22 protein-coding genes are annotated in these 16,816 nt (G+C 32.2%); 5 read left to right on the top strand and 17 right to left on the bottom strand.

Features of this window, described 5'->3' with window-relative positions; genetic code table 11:
• Positions 1-142: 142 nt before the first annotated feature.
• The 12 genes from ACX6U0_RS19405 to ACX6U0_RS19350 all read right to left on the bottom strand — a co-directional run bounded on the left by ACX6U0_RS19405 (position 143) and on the right by ACX6U0_RS19350 (position 7,913).
• Positions 143-1,378 carry a hypothetical protein gene (locus ACX6U0_RS19405; RefSeq protein ID WP_464961505.1) on the bottom strand — a complete coding sequence of 412 codons (1,236 nt, stop codon included), beginning with the start codon at positions 1,376-1,378 and terminating at the stop codon, positions 143-145.
• Between the two features lie 12 nt (positions 1,379-1,390).
• A complete protein-coding gene (locus ACX6U0_RS19400) occupies positions 1,391-2,239 on the bottom strand; it encodes a hypothetical protein (RefSeq protein ID WP_464961504.1) in 849 nt (282 codons plus the stop codon).
• On the bottom strand, positions 2,236-2,925 hold the full coding sequence (locus tag ACX6U0_RS19395; protein WP_192603330.1) for an ABC transporter ATP-binding protein: 690 nt from the start codon (positions 2,923-2,925) through the stop codon (positions 2,236-2,238). The genes ACX6U0_RS19400 and ACX6U0_RS19395 overlap by 4 nt, the downstream gene beginning before the upstream one ends.
• Entirely contained in the window at positions 2,922-3,317 is a 396-nt protein-coding gene (locus ACX6U0_RS19390) for a GntR family transcriptional regulator (RefSeq protein WP_464961503.1), read from the bottom strand. The genes ACX6U0_RS19395 and ACX6U0_RS19390 overlap by 4 nt, the downstream gene beginning before the upstream one ends.
• Before the next feature lie 174 nt (positions 3,318-3,491).
• Positions 3,492-3,974 (bottom strand): DUF1648 domain-containing protein, encoded by a 483-nt coding sequence (locus tag ACX6U0_RS19385; RefSeq protein WP_464961502.1) that lies wholly within the window; start codon positions 3,972-3,974, stop codon positions 3,492-3,494.
• Between the two features lie 32 nt (positions 3,975-4,006).
• A complete protein-coding gene (locus tag ACX6U0_RS19380; RefSeq protein ID WP_464961501.1) occupies positions 4,007-4,213 on the bottom strand; it encodes a transcriptional regulator in 207 nt (68 codons plus the stop codon).
• 3 nt (positions 4,214-4,216) lie between these two features.
• Positions 4,217-4,516, bottom strand: coding sequence for a YxlC family protein (locus ACX6U0_RS19375; RefSeq protein ID WP_464961500.1), 300 nt, complete (start codon positions 4,514-4,516; stop codon positions 4,217-4,219).
• Positions 4,509-5,048 carry an RNA polymerase sigma factor SigY gene (gene sigY / locus ACX6U0_RS19370; protein ID WP_464961499.1) on the bottom strand — a complete coding sequence of 180 codons (540 nt, stop codon included), beginning with the start codon at positions 5,046-5,048 and terminating at the stop codon, positions 4,509-4,511. Before sigY ends, ACX6U0_RS19375 begins: the two co-directional genes overlap by 8 nt.
• Positions 5,049-5,281: 233 nt before the next feature.
• Positions 5,282-5,887, bottom strand: coding sequence for a flavin reductase family protein (locus tag ACX6U0_RS19365; protein ID WP_464961498.1), 606 nt, complete (start codon positions 5,885-5,887; stop codon positions 5,282-5,284).
• Positions 5,888-5,898: 11 nt separating this feature from the next.
• Positions 5,899-6,504 (bottom strand): alpha/beta hydrolase, encoded by a 606-nt coding sequence (locus ACX6U0_RS19360; protein ID WP_464961497.1) that lies wholly within the window; start codon positions 6,502-6,504, stop codon positions 5,899-5,901.
• Positions 6,505-7,449, bottom strand: a complete 945-nt coding sequence (locus tag ACX6U0_RS19355; RefSeq protein ID WP_464961496.1) for a ring-cleaving dioxygenase — start codon at positions 7,447-7,449, stop codon at positions 6,505-6,507.
• A gap of 26 nt (positions 7,450-7,475) precedes the next feature.
• Positions 7,476-7,913: a MarR family winged helix-turn-helix transcriptional regulator gene (locus ACX6U0_RS19350; protein ID WP_464961495.1), complete on the bottom strand. Its 438-nt coding sequence runs from the start codon at positions 7,911-7,913 to the stop codon at positions 7,476-7,478.
• Positions 7,914-8,091: 178 nt separating this feature from the next.
• Here ACX6U0_RS19350 and ACX6U0_RS19345 point away from each other — a divergent pair, with 178 nt between their 5' ends.
• Positions 8,092-8,919: a DUF2935 domain-containing protein gene (locus tag ACX6U0_RS19345; protein ID WP_464961494.1), complete on the top strand. Its 828-nt coding sequence runs from the start codon at positions 8,092-8,094 to the stop codon at positions 8,917-8,919.
• 84 nt (positions 8,920-9,003) lie between these two features.
• Here the strand turns inward: ACX6U0_RS19345 and ACX6U0_RS19340 are convergent, their stop codons facing one another.
• Positions 9,004-9,516, bottom strand: a complete 513-nt coding sequence (locus tag ACX6U0_RS19340) for an AAA family ATPase (RefSeq protein WP_464961493.1) — start codon at positions 9,514-9,516, stop codon at positions 9,004-9,006.
• A 134-nt stretch (positions 9,517-9,650) separates the two neighbouring features.
• On the opposite strand from ACX6U0_RS19340, the gene ACX6U0_RS19335 reads away from it, so the two are divergent.
• Positions 9,651-10,304: a glycosyltransferase gene (locus tag ACX6U0_RS19335; RefSeq protein WP_464961492.1), complete on the top strand. Its 654-nt coding sequence runs from the start codon at positions 9,651-9,653 to the stop codon at positions 10,302-10,304.
• A gap of 45 nt (positions 10,305-10,349) precedes the next feature.
• Here ACX6U0_RS19335 and ACX6U0_RS19330 read toward each other — a convergent pair whose 3' ends face one another.
• Entirely contained in the window at positions 10,350-11,141 is a 792-nt protein-coding gene (locus tag ACX6U0_RS19330) for an EcsC family protein (RefSeq protein ID WP_464961491.1), read from the bottom strand.
• Between the two features lie 499 nt (positions 11,142-11,640).
• On the opposite strand from ACX6U0_RS19330, the gene ACX6U0_RS19325 reads away from it, so the two are divergent.
• The gene (locus tag ACX6U0_RS19325) at positions 11,641-12,390 is read left to right on the top strand and encodes a TerC family protein (RefSeq protein WP_464961490.1); all 750 of its coding nucleotides are present in this window, start codon (positions 11,641-11,643) and stop codon (positions 12,388-12,390) included.
• A 98-nt stretch (positions 12,391-12,488) separates the two neighbouring features.
• Here the strand turns inward: ACX6U0_RS19325 and ACX6U0_RS19320 are convergent, their stop codons facing one another.
• From ACX6U0_RS19320 to ACX6U0_RS19310, 3 genes are all read right to left on the bottom strand, one after another.
• Positions 12,489-12,842 carry a VOC family protein gene (locus tag ACX6U0_RS19320; protein ID WP_464961489.1) on the bottom strand — a complete coding sequence of 118 codons (354 nt, stop codon included), beginning with the start codon at positions 12,840-12,842 and terminating at the stop codon, positions 12,489-12,491.
• A 101-nt stretch (positions 12,843-12,943) separates the two neighbouring features.
• On the bottom strand, positions 12,944-13,327 hold the full coding sequence (locus ACX6U0_RS19315) for a YkvA family protein (protein WP_464961488.1): 384 nt from the start codon (positions 13,325-13,327) through the stop codon (positions 12,944-12,946).
• A gap of 191 nt (positions 13,328-13,518) precedes the next feature.
• A complete protein-coding gene (locus tag ACX6U0_RS19310) occupies positions 13,519-13,884 on the bottom strand; it encodes a hypothetical protein (RefSeq protein WP_464961487.1) in 366 nt (121 codons plus the stop codon).
• 282 nt (positions 13,885-14,166) lie between these two features.
• Here ACX6U0_RS19310 and ACX6U0_RS19305 point away from each other — a divergent pair, with 282 nt between their 5' ends.
• Together ACX6U0_RS19305 and ACX6U0_RS19300 are read left to right on the top strand one after the other, a co-directional pair.
• Positions 14,167-15,909 carry an ABC transporter ATP-binding protein gene (locus ACX6U0_RS19305; protein WP_464961486.1) on the top strand — a complete coding sequence of 581 codons (1,743 nt, stop codon included), beginning with the start codon at positions 14,167-14,169 and terminating at the stop codon, positions 15,907-15,909.
• Between the two features lie 246 nt (positions 15,910-16,155).
• Complete coding sequence (locus tag ACX6U0_RS19300) at positions 16,156-16,773, top strand: RraA family protein (RefSeq protein WP_464961485.1); 618 nt, start codon at positions 16,156-16,158, stop codon at positions 16,771-16,773.
• Positions 16,774-16,816: the final 43 nt, after the last annotated feature.

The following is a 16,816-nucleotide window of genomic DNA, read 5'->3' as shown; positions in this document are numbered from 1 at the left end:
TCATGATTGTCCCTGAAATGTAAACTACAAACCTTTTAAACTAGAACGTACATTCCTTCATTACTTTTATTTATATGCTACTTTTGTTATGAAAGCAAATAAAAAAAACTAACCTAGTCCATTACGGAACTAGGTTAGTCTACTAGCGCAGTTTAAATTCATATAAGTCTAGCTTTTTTAGAAGCTGCTCTTTATTTTCTTGTGTATTTTTAACTTTAATTGCACCTTCATAGATTGTTTTTCCTGTAGTTAAATCAATGATAAATATTGAACGATCATCATTTGTTGTCTGATCGCCAATTTCTCTATTCGTAATCGTATACAACTTGCCATCGATTATTTTATTACCAGAAAAAGAGACTCCACTTTCTTTTGAAATAACAGTCGGCTCACCTTCAATTTTTTTGCGTTCTAAGCTATATTTAATCACTGTTACGTTTGGATCATTATGGTTGATAAAGTAAAGCATATTATCACTTTGAAATAATTCACTTTGCTTGCTCATTTCCAACTGTTCTTTAGTTAAATTAAGCTTCTCTTCCTTACCTGTTTCTAAATTCATTATGTGCATTGCATTCTGAAGTTCTTCACTTATGACTTCTCCGTTATCTTGATGAATGTCTTTCATTTTTATTTGTTTATAAACATAATACTTTTTTGGTTTTGTTGTATCTATTTCAGATGGGTTATTATATTCTGTATGAATAGTAGCTCCTTCATCTTTGTCTTTCGTAATCTGTTTATTATCAATCACTTGTTTTTTATTTATGCTAATTCGATAAATGTAACGTTCATTTTCACCATAGTTCTTGTTTTGAAATGTAGTGACCACTAATTCTTTACCGACTAATTGAACATCTTCTATCCCTATATATGAATACTCCTCTTCATTAGGAATATCTACTTTAAACTTAAAGCGGTCCTTACTTTGCAGATCTAAACCATCTATATATAATTTGTAACCATTATTTCTCGCCTCAAAGTTTAAATTCTTTCCTCTTACATCTGCATACCAAGCATAATCTTTATCTAAATAGAAATTAGACTCATTGATTTTCCCGCGCATAAAATTTTTCTCTTCATTTTGTAAATTATTTAGTTTATCTAGACTAAATGTTTTGCGATTAATTTCATCAAATATTGAGTTATTATTTTTGTATTCATTACCTTTTGTTGTAATGGTTACAGTTTCATTAACATTATTTTCATATAGGTTACCTTGAAGCTCTAAATTGTTTGCAGCGCTCGTTTCCCCTTGTTCTGTACTAATATAGAAAACAGGACGATTACTTTCTGATGTTGCAACCTTTGTATAAAACACGCCAAGGCTGATTGTTGTTACGGCTGCAATAACAGCCAGATTTCGATATCGTTTCATTTTTACTCCCCCTTACACCGAAACTTTATTCTGTAGTAAGTATTTACTTAACATGATTGAAATTGCTGTGATCAAACCGATTAAACCTAACTCAATATAAAATACTTCTTTTGGATAAAGTGAAAAGCCATTATTAGGCATTAAAATTAGCTCGTTGATTAGGATAGGTGATATAAGAACAATCACTATGAATGCCGCATATAAAATTCCTAACACAATGCCTTTCCATCTAAAGCTACGCTCTAATAAAATTACTGTGAAAATCGCAAATATTAATACTAAACCGACACCATACGATAGTAAAAATTGAATAAAGTTACTAGGTAATACTGTTGTAAACAACATATTATTTAGGATTAAATCTACTGTACTAACCTTACTTAATAATTCACTAGGGACACTATTTTCAAATACAGTTATTTCAATTGGAAGTAAAATAAATTGGTAAGCTATTAAGCTTAATATCATGATTAGAATTGTGCTTGCTTTTGCAAAATAGATTGTCATTCTTGACGTTGGTACCATAAATAGTCGATAAATAAATGTGTTTTTACCAAAATAATCTCTATACCAAATCATAAAAATATAAAGGAGCATTAACGCCACACAAATCGCTATAGGTGCTACGAAGAAAATGTTATTTGTCACATGATGAAAACTAATAGTGCCATATGAAGAAATAAATTCTTCTAACGCTTTGCTTGAACTAGCATATTTTGCATGTTCTGCTTGATTTAAGTAATCTGATTTTGAAATGAAAATACTAACAAACTGTGAAATTGCAGTTAAAACTAGTAATCCAATAAATAATTTGATAAAACGGTTTATTTCAAAATTTACTAATTTGATAAATCGATTCATGATTGATACACCTCTCTCATTACGTCAATCACTGACTTTCCTTCTTCCGATCGTAATTCTTCTGTATAAAATTCTTTTAAGATTTCTCCATTATCCAATAAGATGACTTTATCTAATAAGTGTTCAATATCATTAATTTCATGAGTTGTAATAATAACACCACGATCTTCTATTAAATGACTCGTGAATACTTTGGCAATTTGCTCTCTACTAAACATATCAATACCTGAGAATGGTTCATCCATTAGAACATAATCTACGTCTAACCCAAGACCAAATAATAAATTTGCTTTTGCTGCATTCCCTTTTGATAACTCACCTAATTTTTCATCTAAATTTAATCGGAAAAATCCAAGTAATTCTTTTGCACGTTCTTGATTCCAATTTACGTAAAAGTCCTGCATGAATTGGATTGCTTCGCCAACTGTAAAACTTGGTAGCATCGTTAAAGTATCAGGGATAAATGTAATATTTTCATACATCGAATGATGAATCTTTTTTTCATCTATTAGAATTTCACCTTGATCAATTGGTGTTAAGCCCATAATTGCTTTCATCGTTGTAGACTTACCTACTCCATTTATTCCAATTAAACATGTTATTTCGCCTTTATTAGCTGTAAAATTGATATTTCTTAGAACATGTTTTCGTCCGAATTTTTTAGATACATTACTTACTTTTATCATTTAGACTCTCCTTCCTCATGATTAGTCTGCTTCAATTCATAATTTTTCTTAACCATTTCAAGTAATTCCTCAACTGGGACATTAATAACTTTAATAGAATCGATAAACTCATTAACTGCTTCCATAATTAACTCATTTCGTATTCCCTTTAATATGTCAACATCTGTCGTTATTTTACTTGGGTAATTTTTTTCAGTCGTTATCAATCCTTGTTCCTCCATTTCCTTGTACGCTTTTTGTACAGTATTTGGATTTATATTAAATTGAACAGCGAGTTCTCTTCTTGATGGTATTTCTTGGCCAGCTTCTAGTAGTCTTTTTGCAATTTGTTGTTTAAAATGCCTAACTACCTGTAAATATACTGGCTCTCTATTATTCACAATAAACTCCATCAGTCCACCTCCTATATTCATCTTACTGTTTTTTAGTGTGTGTACTACTTGGTTCATACACCTTATACGTGTACTATACAGTTAATACACTAGACTGTCAAACACAAATTTCAAAAAAATTACCAACCTTATTAAGAAATCTTCCAAATAAGGTTGGTATACTATTGATCGTATCTATCGATATTTTCTTGAATTCACCAAATATATGATGAACGTGCTGAACAAAATGATTAAAAATAATATCATGAAATATGAATTCAATTTTATATTTTCAACAATTACCCAATTGATATACGCAATGATGATCATAATCTCTAAATTCATTATTGACATCATTCTTACAGCCATTTGATATTGTTTTTCTGCATTTTCTTTCGTAATTTCTACAATATAATTAAACTTATGTGGTATTCGTTGAGTTCTTGTATTCAGTACATAAATTAAAATACTAATTCCTAAAAGTATGAAGATGCTTTCTTTCGGTCCCCGATAATCTACTTCTCCAATATAGTTAAAGTGTATCGGGATTTGATCTGGTAATTTCGCATAATTAACTAGTAAATAAATTGCCGATCCCCCAATAATGAAAACTGAGATAATATTAATCCAATTTTGCAAAGGAGTTCTTTGTGTATTTAACCTTGGCCTACTCTCCATGTTTAGCCCCTCTCTTTCCTTCCATTTCATTTTTATTTTCTATTTGCTTTCCGATCCTTTCTAACAACTAAAAAGTAGAAGAAAATACTAGGAAAAGGAAACTGAATCATTCCAACAAGTCCCCAAAGCCAAGAAGAACGATTTCTTTTTTTAGCATTTGTAAACAATATGATGCTTTGTGATATTAAAATAATAAAAACTAAAACCAATATAATGATATTTTCAACTGTCCATTCCACTGACTACCACTCGCTTTCGATTTTCTTTTTATCTCTCATAAAAATTAATGGGATGGCTATAAACCCAAGCACTTGTATGAATATTAAATTCATCGGTGTTTGAAGTGAAAGAAGGATTGCTCCGATAAAAAGACTGCAAGCTACACATATAAACAAAATTAACTCCTTCATATAAGACGACCGTTTTTGTTGCTGGTGCATAGTAATTTTTTGCGAAATGGAATTTAACGATGGGATATCAACTTCTGTTAATTCATCAATTTGCTTCATTGACGATAATAGTTCATCTGTTTTTTTATTCATCCTGCATTAGCTCCTTTCTTAATTCCTTCATACCATTATGAATTCTTGATTTAACCGTACCTTCGCGGATGTTCATCATTTTAGAGATTTCTTCATTTGTGTATCCGTAGTAGTGCTTTAATAAAATTGCAGTACGTACTTCAGATTTCAATTTATTAAATCCTTCCATTACATCACCCCATTCAAAACCTTTATAGGAAAGCTGCCATTTTAATGAACGGGATAAATGCTCAGTTTCAGTTTTTTGCCAAAACCACTCGCGCTTTTTTCTTCTTTGCTGATCTAAATATAGTCTCGTGGCAATTGTAATTAACCAGGTTGAGAACTTAGACTGAGCGTTATACTTTTGAATATGATCGAAACCCTTTAGCATCGTATCCTGCACGAGGTCCTCAGCGGTTTGTGGATTAAGTGTCATTTTTAATACATATTTATATAAAAAGGAATAGTTTGCTTGAAACAGCTCTGCAAATGCTTCTTGATTACCTTCTTGGGCGAGTTTAATGACTTCTAATTCTTCGAAAGAATCCATTCCTTCCTCCTTCCTCAAAGCAATAGATGATTCATATTTAAATTGATTACATAGGTTATACGTTTAGCTTCTGCAAATCGTTCATTTTTTTTTACATTTTTTTTGGGCTACATTAACTTTGTACTACTTAACATAGATTGCTAACGCAAGATCAATGAACACAGTGTTAAATGTATTATTTTTTACACAAAAATAAAACCCTATCTAATGAGATAAGGTTTCATGTTCTAACGTTACTTTGGTCGTTCAATTGTAAAAATTTCACCAATCTTAGCATAATAATCTCCAGCTAAACGACTGACCGCTTTTAAACCATTTGGATCAATCCGTCCATTTTCGTAAATAGCTTCATCGATATGATAATGTACAATTTTGCCAATTAATAAATCACAGCCTTCATTGTTCGTGCCTAAAGGAATTGCTTGTTCTAGTTTGCATTCTAAGCGAATTTTTGCTTCTTTGACACCTGGCACTGATACTTTTACACTATCAACTGGCGTTAACCCAGCTAATTGAATTTCACTTTCATTAGGAGGTAATGCGGCAGCTGTTTTATTGATTGCTTCAACATTTAATTCATCGACAATATGAACAACAAATTCGTTTTTTTCTATGGCATTTCTTGCTGTATCCTTCTGTTTCCCTTCCTGTCGTTGTACAGAAATAGATATCATAGGTGGATTAGCCGTTATGATGTTAAAATAACTGAAAGGTGCACCATTTAAGATCCCTTCACTTGATTCTGTTGTGACAAAAGCAATCGGTCTTGGAACAATTCCACCAATTAAAAACTTGTAATTATCACGTTCACTCAAATCCGTTGGAGAAAAAGATTTCATGAGTCCACCTCTTAAAAGTTTTTTTCATACCATTCTGTTGCTTTTTCGATTTCAGTTCTTGTTAAGCTATGACCATTATTTTCCCAATGTGTTTCTACTATAGCACCTGCACCCTGTAATAAAGAAGCTAACTCTTCAGTTTCTTGAGGTAGACAGATTGGGTCATTTTTTCCTGCACCAATAAAGACTGAAACATTCTTCATTTGTGGTAAATCTAAATTTCTAATTGGTACCATCGGGTGTAACAACATAGCACCTTTTAATACGTCCTCATAATGGAATAGTAAGCTACCAGCAATATTAGCTCCATTTGAGTAACCAATCGCAATGACATGGTTCGGATTAAAATCATATTCAGTTGAAGCGTGATCGATAAATTCTTTTAACTCTTTTGTACGGAATACTAAATCCTCCTCGTCAAATACCCCTTCAGCTAATCGTTTAAAAAATCTTGGCATACCATTTTCACTAACATTTCCTCTAACTGATAGAATAGAAGCTTCATCATCAATCATACCAGCAATTGGAAGCAGGTCATGTTCATTTCCTCCAGTTCCATGTAGTAATAGGAAAGTTGGTTTACTTGGATTCGTCCCTTTAATATATATATGTTTCATTTAATTTTCTCCTTTCACTTCTCTGATTTTGACTGGTTGCAAATGATTTTCGATGCCTTCACGGTTCACTTCCTGCCATTTAGGAAGCATTAGTTTTTCACCTAAGCTTTCTTTCGGTTCATCAATCATAAAGCCTGGAGGATCAGTTGCTATTTCGAATAATAGTCCGCCATGCTCACGGAAATAAATTGCATGAAAATAATTTCTATCTTTAATTTCAGTTACGCCATAATGATGATCATGAATCTTATGCTGCCAATTTACGTGTTCTTCATCATTACTTGCACGCCAAGCGATATGGTGTACTGTCCCAACACCCATCACACCTCTTCCAACAGGGGCAAGCTCGATATCTATGATATTACCGATTTCGCCACTTGCTATAAAACGCAAGTAATTTCCTTCTTGGCCTAAGCTTTCTAATTCCATCACATCTTCTAATAACTCCGCTGTTTTATGTGGAGCACCGGAATATAAAACAACTCCGCCAAAACCTTTGATTGCTACATCTTTTGTTACACCGTTAAATTCCCATGTATTCACTGCACCTGTTTCTCTTTCAACTAGCTCTAAATGTAATCCGTGAACATCCTCGAACTGTAGAAAAGTTTCACCAAATCTTGTTGTTTTTTTCGTTTCAATTTGAAAAGCTTTTAAGCGATTTTCCCAAAAATCTAATGAATTTGTTGGAATCAAAAATGTAGTAATCCCTACTTGACCGCTTCCTACTTTACCTTTATATGCGTTTGCCCAGGGAAAAAACGTCATAATCGTTCCTGGATCTGCATCTTCGTTTCCAAAGTAAAAATGATATGTTCCCGGATCATCAAAGTTAATTGTTTTCTTTACAAAACGTAATCCTAAAATCCCTGCATAGAAATCCATGTTTTCTTGTGGATCGCCAACAATAGCAGTTATATGGTGTATACCTTTCATTTTTTCCATTTTCCCTCTCCCTTTCTACATTGTTATCATTTATTTAGTTTTCTTAATAAGTTAAGTAATTGTTTTTGTTCATCTTCGGTAAGTTTACTGAATTGGTTTTGTTGAAATTGTTCTTGCGTCGGAACGATTTCTTCATACATTTTTTCACCAAGTTCAGTTAAAGAAAGATATTTATTCTTCCATTCAACTTCTCTTTGAATCCAGTTCATCTCTTCCATCTTTTTCAACAAATGAGTTACATTTCCCTTTGTTACAACTAATTTATCTGCTAATTCTTGCTGTGTAATTCTCTTATTTCTGCCAACATGTACGATGACATCAAATTGAGCAGTCGTTAAGTCCCATTTTTTTAAGTGTTGATTAGATTCTCTAACGTTTTTAAGATAAAACCGTGCTAATCGAAACCATAATAATATAGCTAAATTTTTGGATTTATTTGAAGAAAATTCATGATTCTCTTGCATATTTACCACCTCTAAGATCGATCTTGATATCAGTTTAATATTAAACTGATAATAAATCAAGTAAAATGTTTTATGAATTTAGTATGATTGTTTTTTTTATTATTATGATTTGTAATGTTCAGGTCCTAATTAAAATAACTATAAATGTAGGGTGTAAATAATTAATTGGGGTGAAGTCATGTCCAACCTTTTTGTTTCTCGTTCATTAGATGAAATTCTTTTTTGGTCAAGAATTATGAAAGAGCACTCATTATTTCTTAAGCTTGGATTTAATTGTGATGATACCGAACTCATACATGAAGCCGATCAATTTTATAAATTATTTGAGGCAATTGAAACAAAGGCTCAAAATTTTACCATTCAATCAGATCCAAAACAAATACAACAATTTAATATAGAAGTTCATAATTCAGCATCAATGATATGGGCCTTTAAGCGAAAAATACTGGGGCTAATTATTCAGTGCAAAATATCGGGTAATAATTTCCCTCTGCTAGTAGACCACACAAGTAGAGAAGCTGCATACTTCGCAAATCGTTTAAAGGAATTAAATGAAGGTAAACTAAAACCTCAGCCGGCAGCCATTATTAGGGAGAACGTATTCTTCCTTAGAATTATGGCTGATCATGCAAAATTTATAGGACATCTTTTAGATCCTTCAGAAAGAAAACTAGTTGAACAAGCACGAGATTTTAGCCATGATTTTGATCAATTGCTATTCCAAGCAGTCGATTTAGAAGCAATGCAGCCCCAATCTGAAACTGTTCCACTAATCGATAAATTACTTGATGAAAATCGTGTCTCTGTAAAGTCTCTTAGAGACTTTAAAAAATCCGCTCGTGATTTAATCGAAGCATGTAAAATAAAGAGTATTATACATCCACTTTTAGCAGACCATGTGTTTAGAGAAGCTGAAAGATTTTTACAAATTATAGATTTGTTTGAAGCAGAGCTCACTGGAACAGCTACCCAAAATATTGAAGGAATCGAAAATTTCGGTTTTTAGAGACTAGTTGACACACTTACGGCAATTCAGTTAAAAAAGCAAAAAGAAAACCTCTTTTTGCTTTTTTTTGCGTTCATCTTTTGTTTATTTGTGAAATAGTTTCTCTATGTCTTTATTGTCTTTTATTAAATACACCTTATGATTATACTGCTTAAGTATCTGTAAAATATCTGGTTTATACATGAGTTCAAAATTATGGTTCCACTTAAACATTTTACCTAACATCTTTAATGTCGGCTTATAATTCGCTTTCTCTATATTTAATTTTTGTAAGATAAATCGTTTGAGAATTCTATATTTCCTTTTCTTTTTAGCAACATCTAAAAGTAAAATCATATCTGCTCGTTCAAAACTCTTTTTTACCCATTCATAATGTACCCCTTCAACAACCCAATCATCTTGACCAATGATATTCTGAAAAATAGCATCACGATCGTCCATACTATTTCTTACATCTCCATTACTTGTCCTTTTCCAAACTATGTTATCCAATTCGTGATGAGGAATTGATAGTATTTTTGATATATTTTTTGCTAAAGTTGTCTTTCCACTACCAACCGCACCTATAATATGAATTCTTTTCGGCTTCTTTTCCATTCATGTGTACTCCCAATAAAATTCCGTTCGATTATTAAGAAAATTTATATAATTTTAATTATGAATGAAATTACTAAAAAAATCCAAAATAATATTTGAGCTTTATAGAATTTTATTTAAAAGGAGAGAACAAAGTGAAAAAACAGTTCTTAAAAATGGCAGCTATGTTTTTATGTTTTTCATTAATACTAACACCGTTAAAATCTTACGCAGAAACTGATTCTCGCGTTCAAACAAAATGTATGAGCAAGTCAGCTGTTCAGCTTAAAGAAGATATGCGTAAACTTTGGGCAGATCATGTTATTTGGACAAGTAAATACATCACTAGTGCCGTTTCCGGATCACCGGATCAAGATAAAGTATTAGCAAGATTATTACAAAATCAAAAAGATATCGGCAATGCAATTAAACCTTATTATGGAGTTGCAGCAGGAGATCAGCTTGCAAAGTTACTAACTGATCATATATTAATAGCAGGTAAAATCGTTGAAGCTGGAAAGAAAAATGATATGAATACATTAAATAGCTTAAATGCTGAATGGTTTAAAAATGCAGACGATATTGCTAATTTTTTAAGTAAAGCAAATCCGAATTGGAATAATAAAGTATTAAAGGATTTATTGTATACTCATTTAAAAATGGTCACTGAAGAATTAATTACAAGACTAAAAATGGATTGGGAAGCAAATGTGAGAGCTTTCGATCATGGTATTAATCACATTTATAAATTGTCTGATGTACTTTCAGAAGGCATTATCAAGCAATTCCCTACAAAATTTAAAAACTAAACAAACGTTTGATTAAAGATAAAAAAGATGAATCCTAGTTTGGATTCATCTTTTTATGTCTTTCATTCTTTCCATAATTTTTCTCTTTTTATATAACATTCTTCCTACTTCACCAACATCTTCTATTGCCTGCTTATTTACATATGCTCCAAATACTAAACCAGCAATTGGAACCATTTGAAATAGCTTCTTCCATCCCATATTATCACGATAAGTAAAAAACACTTCTCTCCATCCCTCAATTTGAGAAAAAGCCTTTTTCCCTTCGACATTTGTTAATTCTTCTAATATTGCTCTCTTTCCAACAATATCAGAGGATGTAAATTGAAGACATTTAATAATGAAAATTCTCTCTTCCTGATCATTCGGATCATATCCATATGAAATTGCAATTTCTTGAAGTGTTTTTAAAGTGAGCCCTAATAAAATCGGGACATCAATTGCAAGTGTGAAGATTCCACCAAAACCCGTAGTCGCTCCTTGTACTTTTGCAAATTGCTTCCGACTTAAAACGAATGCACTCGCCGCTTTATCCATCTGTTCAATGGATAACATGTTCACATTTTCTAATTCCGATAATCCTTCCAAGGAAAGCTCTTTACTCATTTTAGTAAGTGTAGACGGTACGCTAACTAAATATTGTCCACCAGCATTTACATATTTAGAAAGCTCATCTAAGATATTACCGATTTTATCGTGAATAAATTTTGGTGTAATCTTATCTAAAATCATAAATGGAATTCTACCTATTTTCTCCCAAAAAAATAAATTCTTTTGATCTTTTTCCCACTTTTCAATTTCTTTTAATTGATTTAATAAATACTCTTGATTTTCCATAAACTCTCCTATGATTCCGACTAATATAGTATCACTATAAAGCTTTTTTCAATAAAAAGTAAATGTTCAAGAGCATATTTTCATTTCTTTTGAAAGAGGTCTTATCTAAAAGATTGTAACCTATTGGATTTTAACTTTTAAACAAAAGTTGATTACAACGGTAAGTGCGTCATTGAGATGTCTTTCAATACAACTTATAATGACGATGGAAACGAAAACATGACTTATTCAAACTAAATTATAGAATAATAATTAATTTAAATTGAATATAATTTATTATAGGAGTTTTTATCTTCTTTTTACTCAACAACGCCTCACCAACAAAAGAACTGCCTCGAATCAAACTCATTATTTTCTGAGTCCCCGAGTTTCTATAAATAAAAATTGCTTCTGAAAACTAAAGTTGGATAAGGAAAGATTTATTATGGGATTATATTGGGGAAGGAGTAATAAATAATTGTACATTTAAATAAAAAGTTCAAATGGTTAGGAGGAACATATGGAACTGTCTTTATTATTGGAGTATGGTTGGGTTTTACTAATATTAATCCTGTTAGAAGGATTGTTATCTGCAGATAATGCTTTAGTTTTAGCAGTAATGGCTAAGCATCTTCCTGAAGAGCAGCAAAAAAAGGCCATTAATATCGGGTTGCTTTTAGCGTTTATATTTAGAATCGGTGCTATCTTTATTATTTCGTTTCTATTTCACGTTTGGCAAGTTCAAGCAATCGGAGCAGCTTATTTAATCTTTATTGCTTTAAAACATTTATTCAAAAAACATGATGATGGAAAAGACCAAAAAGGAAAAAGCTATAGAATGACAATTGCTCAAATTTCATTAGCAGATATCGCATTCGCAATCGATTCTATTTTAGCAGCAGTTGCACTTGTTATTGATTTGCCTGATACTCAAATGGGTGAAATTGGTGGTATGGATGGAGCTAAATTTATCGTCATTATTATTGGTGCAATTGCAGGCTTAATTGTTATTCGATTTGCAGCCGGCTTTTTTGTTAAGATATTAACGAAACGACCTAAACTTGAAACAGCCGCAATGTTATTAGTTGGCTGGGTTGGGGTTAAATTAGTTATGCATACTCTAGCACACCCTGCAGTACACATACTTTCTCATGATTTTGTAGAGGGACCAATATGGAATACAATTTTTTGGTCAGTAATGCTTTTAATTGCTTTAGGTGGTTGGTTTTTATCTAAAGAAAAAACAAATCAAACAAATGATGAAAAGTGATGATAGACACGAAAACACTTGGATATTTGACTACGTCCAAGTGTTTTATTTTTGAATCGATTTTTTAATTTAACATGTTCCAAGCAAACATATCAAATTTAACACTTACAAACCATTAAATGATTTCCATCAGGATCTTTAAAATTAAAATAATGGTTATTCTCAATGGCAGTTGTTAAATGTACATTCATACTTTTCATATACTCATATGCACTTTCAATGTTGTCCGTATTAAAGTGAAAAAGTGGTGTTTTTATTACATTTTCCTCTGAAAAAATCTTACTGTCTAATACAATTCCTGTACCATTCATTGGAAGGATATATAAATGACCATATAATATCTCTCCCTCTTTTGGTAACCCTAATAGTTCACAATACCAATTACTTGCTCCCTCAATATTTTTGACAGGAATAAAAATGGTCCCAACTTGATTTAATATCGGTTTCATCATGTCCCCCTACATTTTTTAAATATTTACATTTCTATCGTTGACTATTATTTTCCTTACATTTTCTTAACGAATCGACTGCTTTTCTTATCAAAAGAAAAGCACTAGATAAATAAATGATACATTTTAAAAACGGCCCAAATGACAAGTAAAATCCAAATCAATACGATGACTGCACCGACAAACCAATTCTTTGGCTTACCTTTTTGCATCATTTCCGATGCCTTCGCTTCACATTCCACCAGCACATTCTTCGGTATCATCTTTACTGCAAGTATAATCCCTATTGGAATAAGAATTACATCGTCTAAGTAACCAAGAATAGGAATAAAATCCGGAATTAAATCTATCGGACTGAATGCATACGCAACCACACAAGCAGTAAATATTTTCGCATACACTGGTACTCTTTCATCTTTACACGCAAAGTAAAGAACGAATATTTGCTGCTTTATTTTCTTAGCCCATTTCTTCATTTTATTAATCATTTCATACTCCCTAGGAACAACATTATTTCAAATTCATCTTTCCATTTAAATTATTTTATAATGTATACAATTCTAGGTTCAACAAACTTTCCCTCTACTTTTTATACGATAACTAGAGTTTCTTCATAGAAAAGCTACTTAATAATATAAAAAACAAACCCTGATCTTAGATAAGAAACAGGGTTTGTTTTTTAATCTTCTTCAATTTTTTCAAAAGGGAATTCTTGCATCGAATATATATCTCCGTTTGCTTGGTCAATTCGAATAACCCATTCAGTTGGTACATCTATTCTTTTGGCAACATTTGTCCAAAAGTTTAATGATTGATATTCAAATTCATAAAAATCGTCTAACAGTTCTTTGTAAGAGTTAATTGTTACATTCATTTCCATAAGTCTCATAAAAGAATAATGCTTCGCTTCGAATTTTATTGATTTTTCTATTTCTTCTTCGGTAGCTTTCCCTAATATCGTACCTATGGGCGGTAAAAATTCAAAAATATTAGGTGGATATTCTTCTTCTGATTCAATCTCTGTATTTTTATCTTTAAAAAACATTCTATTACGCTCCTTTTCTAAGGTTCTATATCATTTTTTGGAAGCGCAGAAATATTATTCGTCTAATTGTACAATACAGTCCTTACATTGACTGATGATTTACAGTTCTCTCTTTTTGGTAATGTGTATAAAATGAGAGTAATAATGAAAAAGGAGGAAATAACATGAGAAATATTGTGAGACAAACCGTACAAACATATAAGGGTGGAACACTTTCCTAAACTGTAAACGGTGTGCCCCCATATATGTGTTAATGTAAAAAACACAATAAAGGGGTATTTTATGCATTTTCCATTTAAAAAATTTTTCTCATATTATAAACCGTACTTAAGTTTGTATCTTTCCATATTAGTCTGTGCCTTTTTCGTATCTACGTTGACTTTGATTTTTCCACTGCTCGTTCGATATATTACAAAAGATGTTTTGGTTGGTGACATTTCCAGTGCACTAAGTGACGTTTACTGGATTGGAGGGCTAATGCTTGTCCTAGTCACGATTCAGAATCTAGGTAATTTCTTTGTGGATTACAAAGGTCATGAAGTCGGCGCACGAATGGAACGTGATATGCGCAGTGAGTTATTTACTCATATGCAAAAGCTTTCTTTTAGCTTTTACGATAAAGAAAAGACTGGCCAGCTCATGTCTAGAATAACGAATGATCTGCTGCTTCTTTCCGAGTTGTACCACCATGGACCAGAAGACTACGTCAAATATCTCGTCCGCTTTATTGGGGCATTTGTCATTTTGTTTTTTATTAACGCACCTTTAACCATTGCAGTATTCTGCTTTTTGCCTTTCTTAGGAGCCTTTACATTGTATTTTAATAAGGTTTTAAATCGGGCATTAAGAAGAAACAAAGAACGAATTGGGGATGTAAACTCTCAGGTAGAAGATAGTCTATCAGGAATCCGTGTCGTAAAATCATTTGCCAATGAAAATGTAGAGATCAACAAGTTTAATAGAGAGAATAATCGTTTCCTCGATAGTCGAAAGGAAACTTACAAGGCAGAAGCCTACTTTTACAATGGAGTTGAAACATTACTCCAACTAATTACCATTACAGTGATCATCTTCGGTAGTGCCAAAATCGTCAATAACGAGTTAGATTTAGCAGACTTGATTACGTTTTTACTGTATATCAACTTTATGATTGAACCCATTCAGCGCCTAACTCATATGAGTACACAGTTTCAAGAAGGTATTACTGGTTTCCAACGATTTATGGAAATCATGAATCTAAAGCCTGAGATTGAAAACAGTCCAAATCCGGTGATTTTAGGGGAAGTGCAAGGAGAAATTGAGTTCAAGAAAGTTTCTTTCCAGTATGAGGATGATTTGGACAATGTATTAGTAAATATTTCACTTCATGTTCAGCCTGGTGAATACATTGCATTAGTAGGGGCATCTGGGGCAGGAAAAACAACATTATGCTCACTAATTCCTCGTTTTTACGATGCAACTGACGGCGATTTACTTTTAGATGGTATCAATATTCGTGATATTGACCTGCTGTCATTAAGAAAAGCAATCGGTATTGTTCAGCAAGATGTTTATTTATTTGCTGGCACAGTGTTAGAAAATATCCGTTATGGAAATCCAGCTGCCAGTGAAGCAGAAATTATAACTGCAGCAAAACATGCTTATGCACATGACTTTATTATGAGCTTGCCAAATGGCTACCACTCTGAGATAGGACAACGAGGCGTTAAACTTTCTGGAGGTCAAAAACAACGACTAAGTATTGCACGCGTATTCTTAAAAAACCCACCAGTTCTCATTTTAGATGAGGCAACAAGTGCACTTGATAACGAGAGTGAAAACTTTATTAAGGAGTCACTAGAATCACTAGCAAAAGGACGTACCACGATTGTGATCGCCCATCGACTCTCCACTATTCGTAATGCAGGACGGATTATCGTTTTAACGGATGAAGGTATTGCTGAACAAGGAACCCACGATGAGTTATTAACAAATGGCGGGGTATATGAACAACTATATTCCAAACAATTTGAATTACCTCTATAAACATAATATAAAAATTGGTTACTCTTTTTCAAAATGAGTGACCAATTTTTTTATTAAACATTATTATATTTTCAAACCTTCTATACTTGCTCATGTAAGTTTGTTGTTGCTTTTTTACGAACAAATAATGAGGTTGATCTATAACCCAATAATATTTTTTTATGACATTCAATAACTTATATGTATTACTCATCTAAACCATAAATTTATATAATTCTATCAAGAAACCTATATAAGGAGAATCATATGAAATCTATTATTAAACAATTTAATCATATCCCTACAACCTGTATTTCAGATGTAATGAATGGATTAAATAATATGCATCCAGCAATTAAACCTTTAAAAGAAGAGCATAAGTTTGTTGGTAGAGCTTTAACAGTTCAGATTCCAGTAGGTGATAATTTAGCTGTATTGAGAGCTATAAGAGAAGCCAAGGCTGGAGATGTAATCGTAATCGATGCTAAAGGTGATCAATACCGAGCAATCGCAGGTGACTTTGTAGTTGGCATGGCCCAGACACTTGGCGTTAGTACAATCGTTGTAGATGGTGTTATTCGTGATATCATTGGAATTAAAAAATTAAACTTTCCAGTATTCTCTAGAGGAACAACTGTTGCGGCTAGTGGAAAAGCTGGAGTTGGTGAAATTAATATACCAATTTCTTGTGGTGGCACATCGGTTAGTCCTGGGGATATCATAGTTGGTGATGCTGACGGTGTAGTGGTAATACCACAATCCGAAGCACAAAATATACTTGAGAAATCACTAGATAAATTGAGAAAAGATGAATTAAGAGAAGAAAATATATCTGGAGATATTGAAGCTATAAAGGCCTACTTAGATCATATGCTTTCTCAGTAATTGTACTTTTTATTACAGCCTAACTATTCGTGGCCAAACTATT

Source organism: Gottfriedia sp. ABJ_BB2_2 (assembly GCF_055484705.1).
Note: the sequence above shows the minus strand (reverse complement) of the source record. Positions and strands in the feature narration are given on the sequence as shown.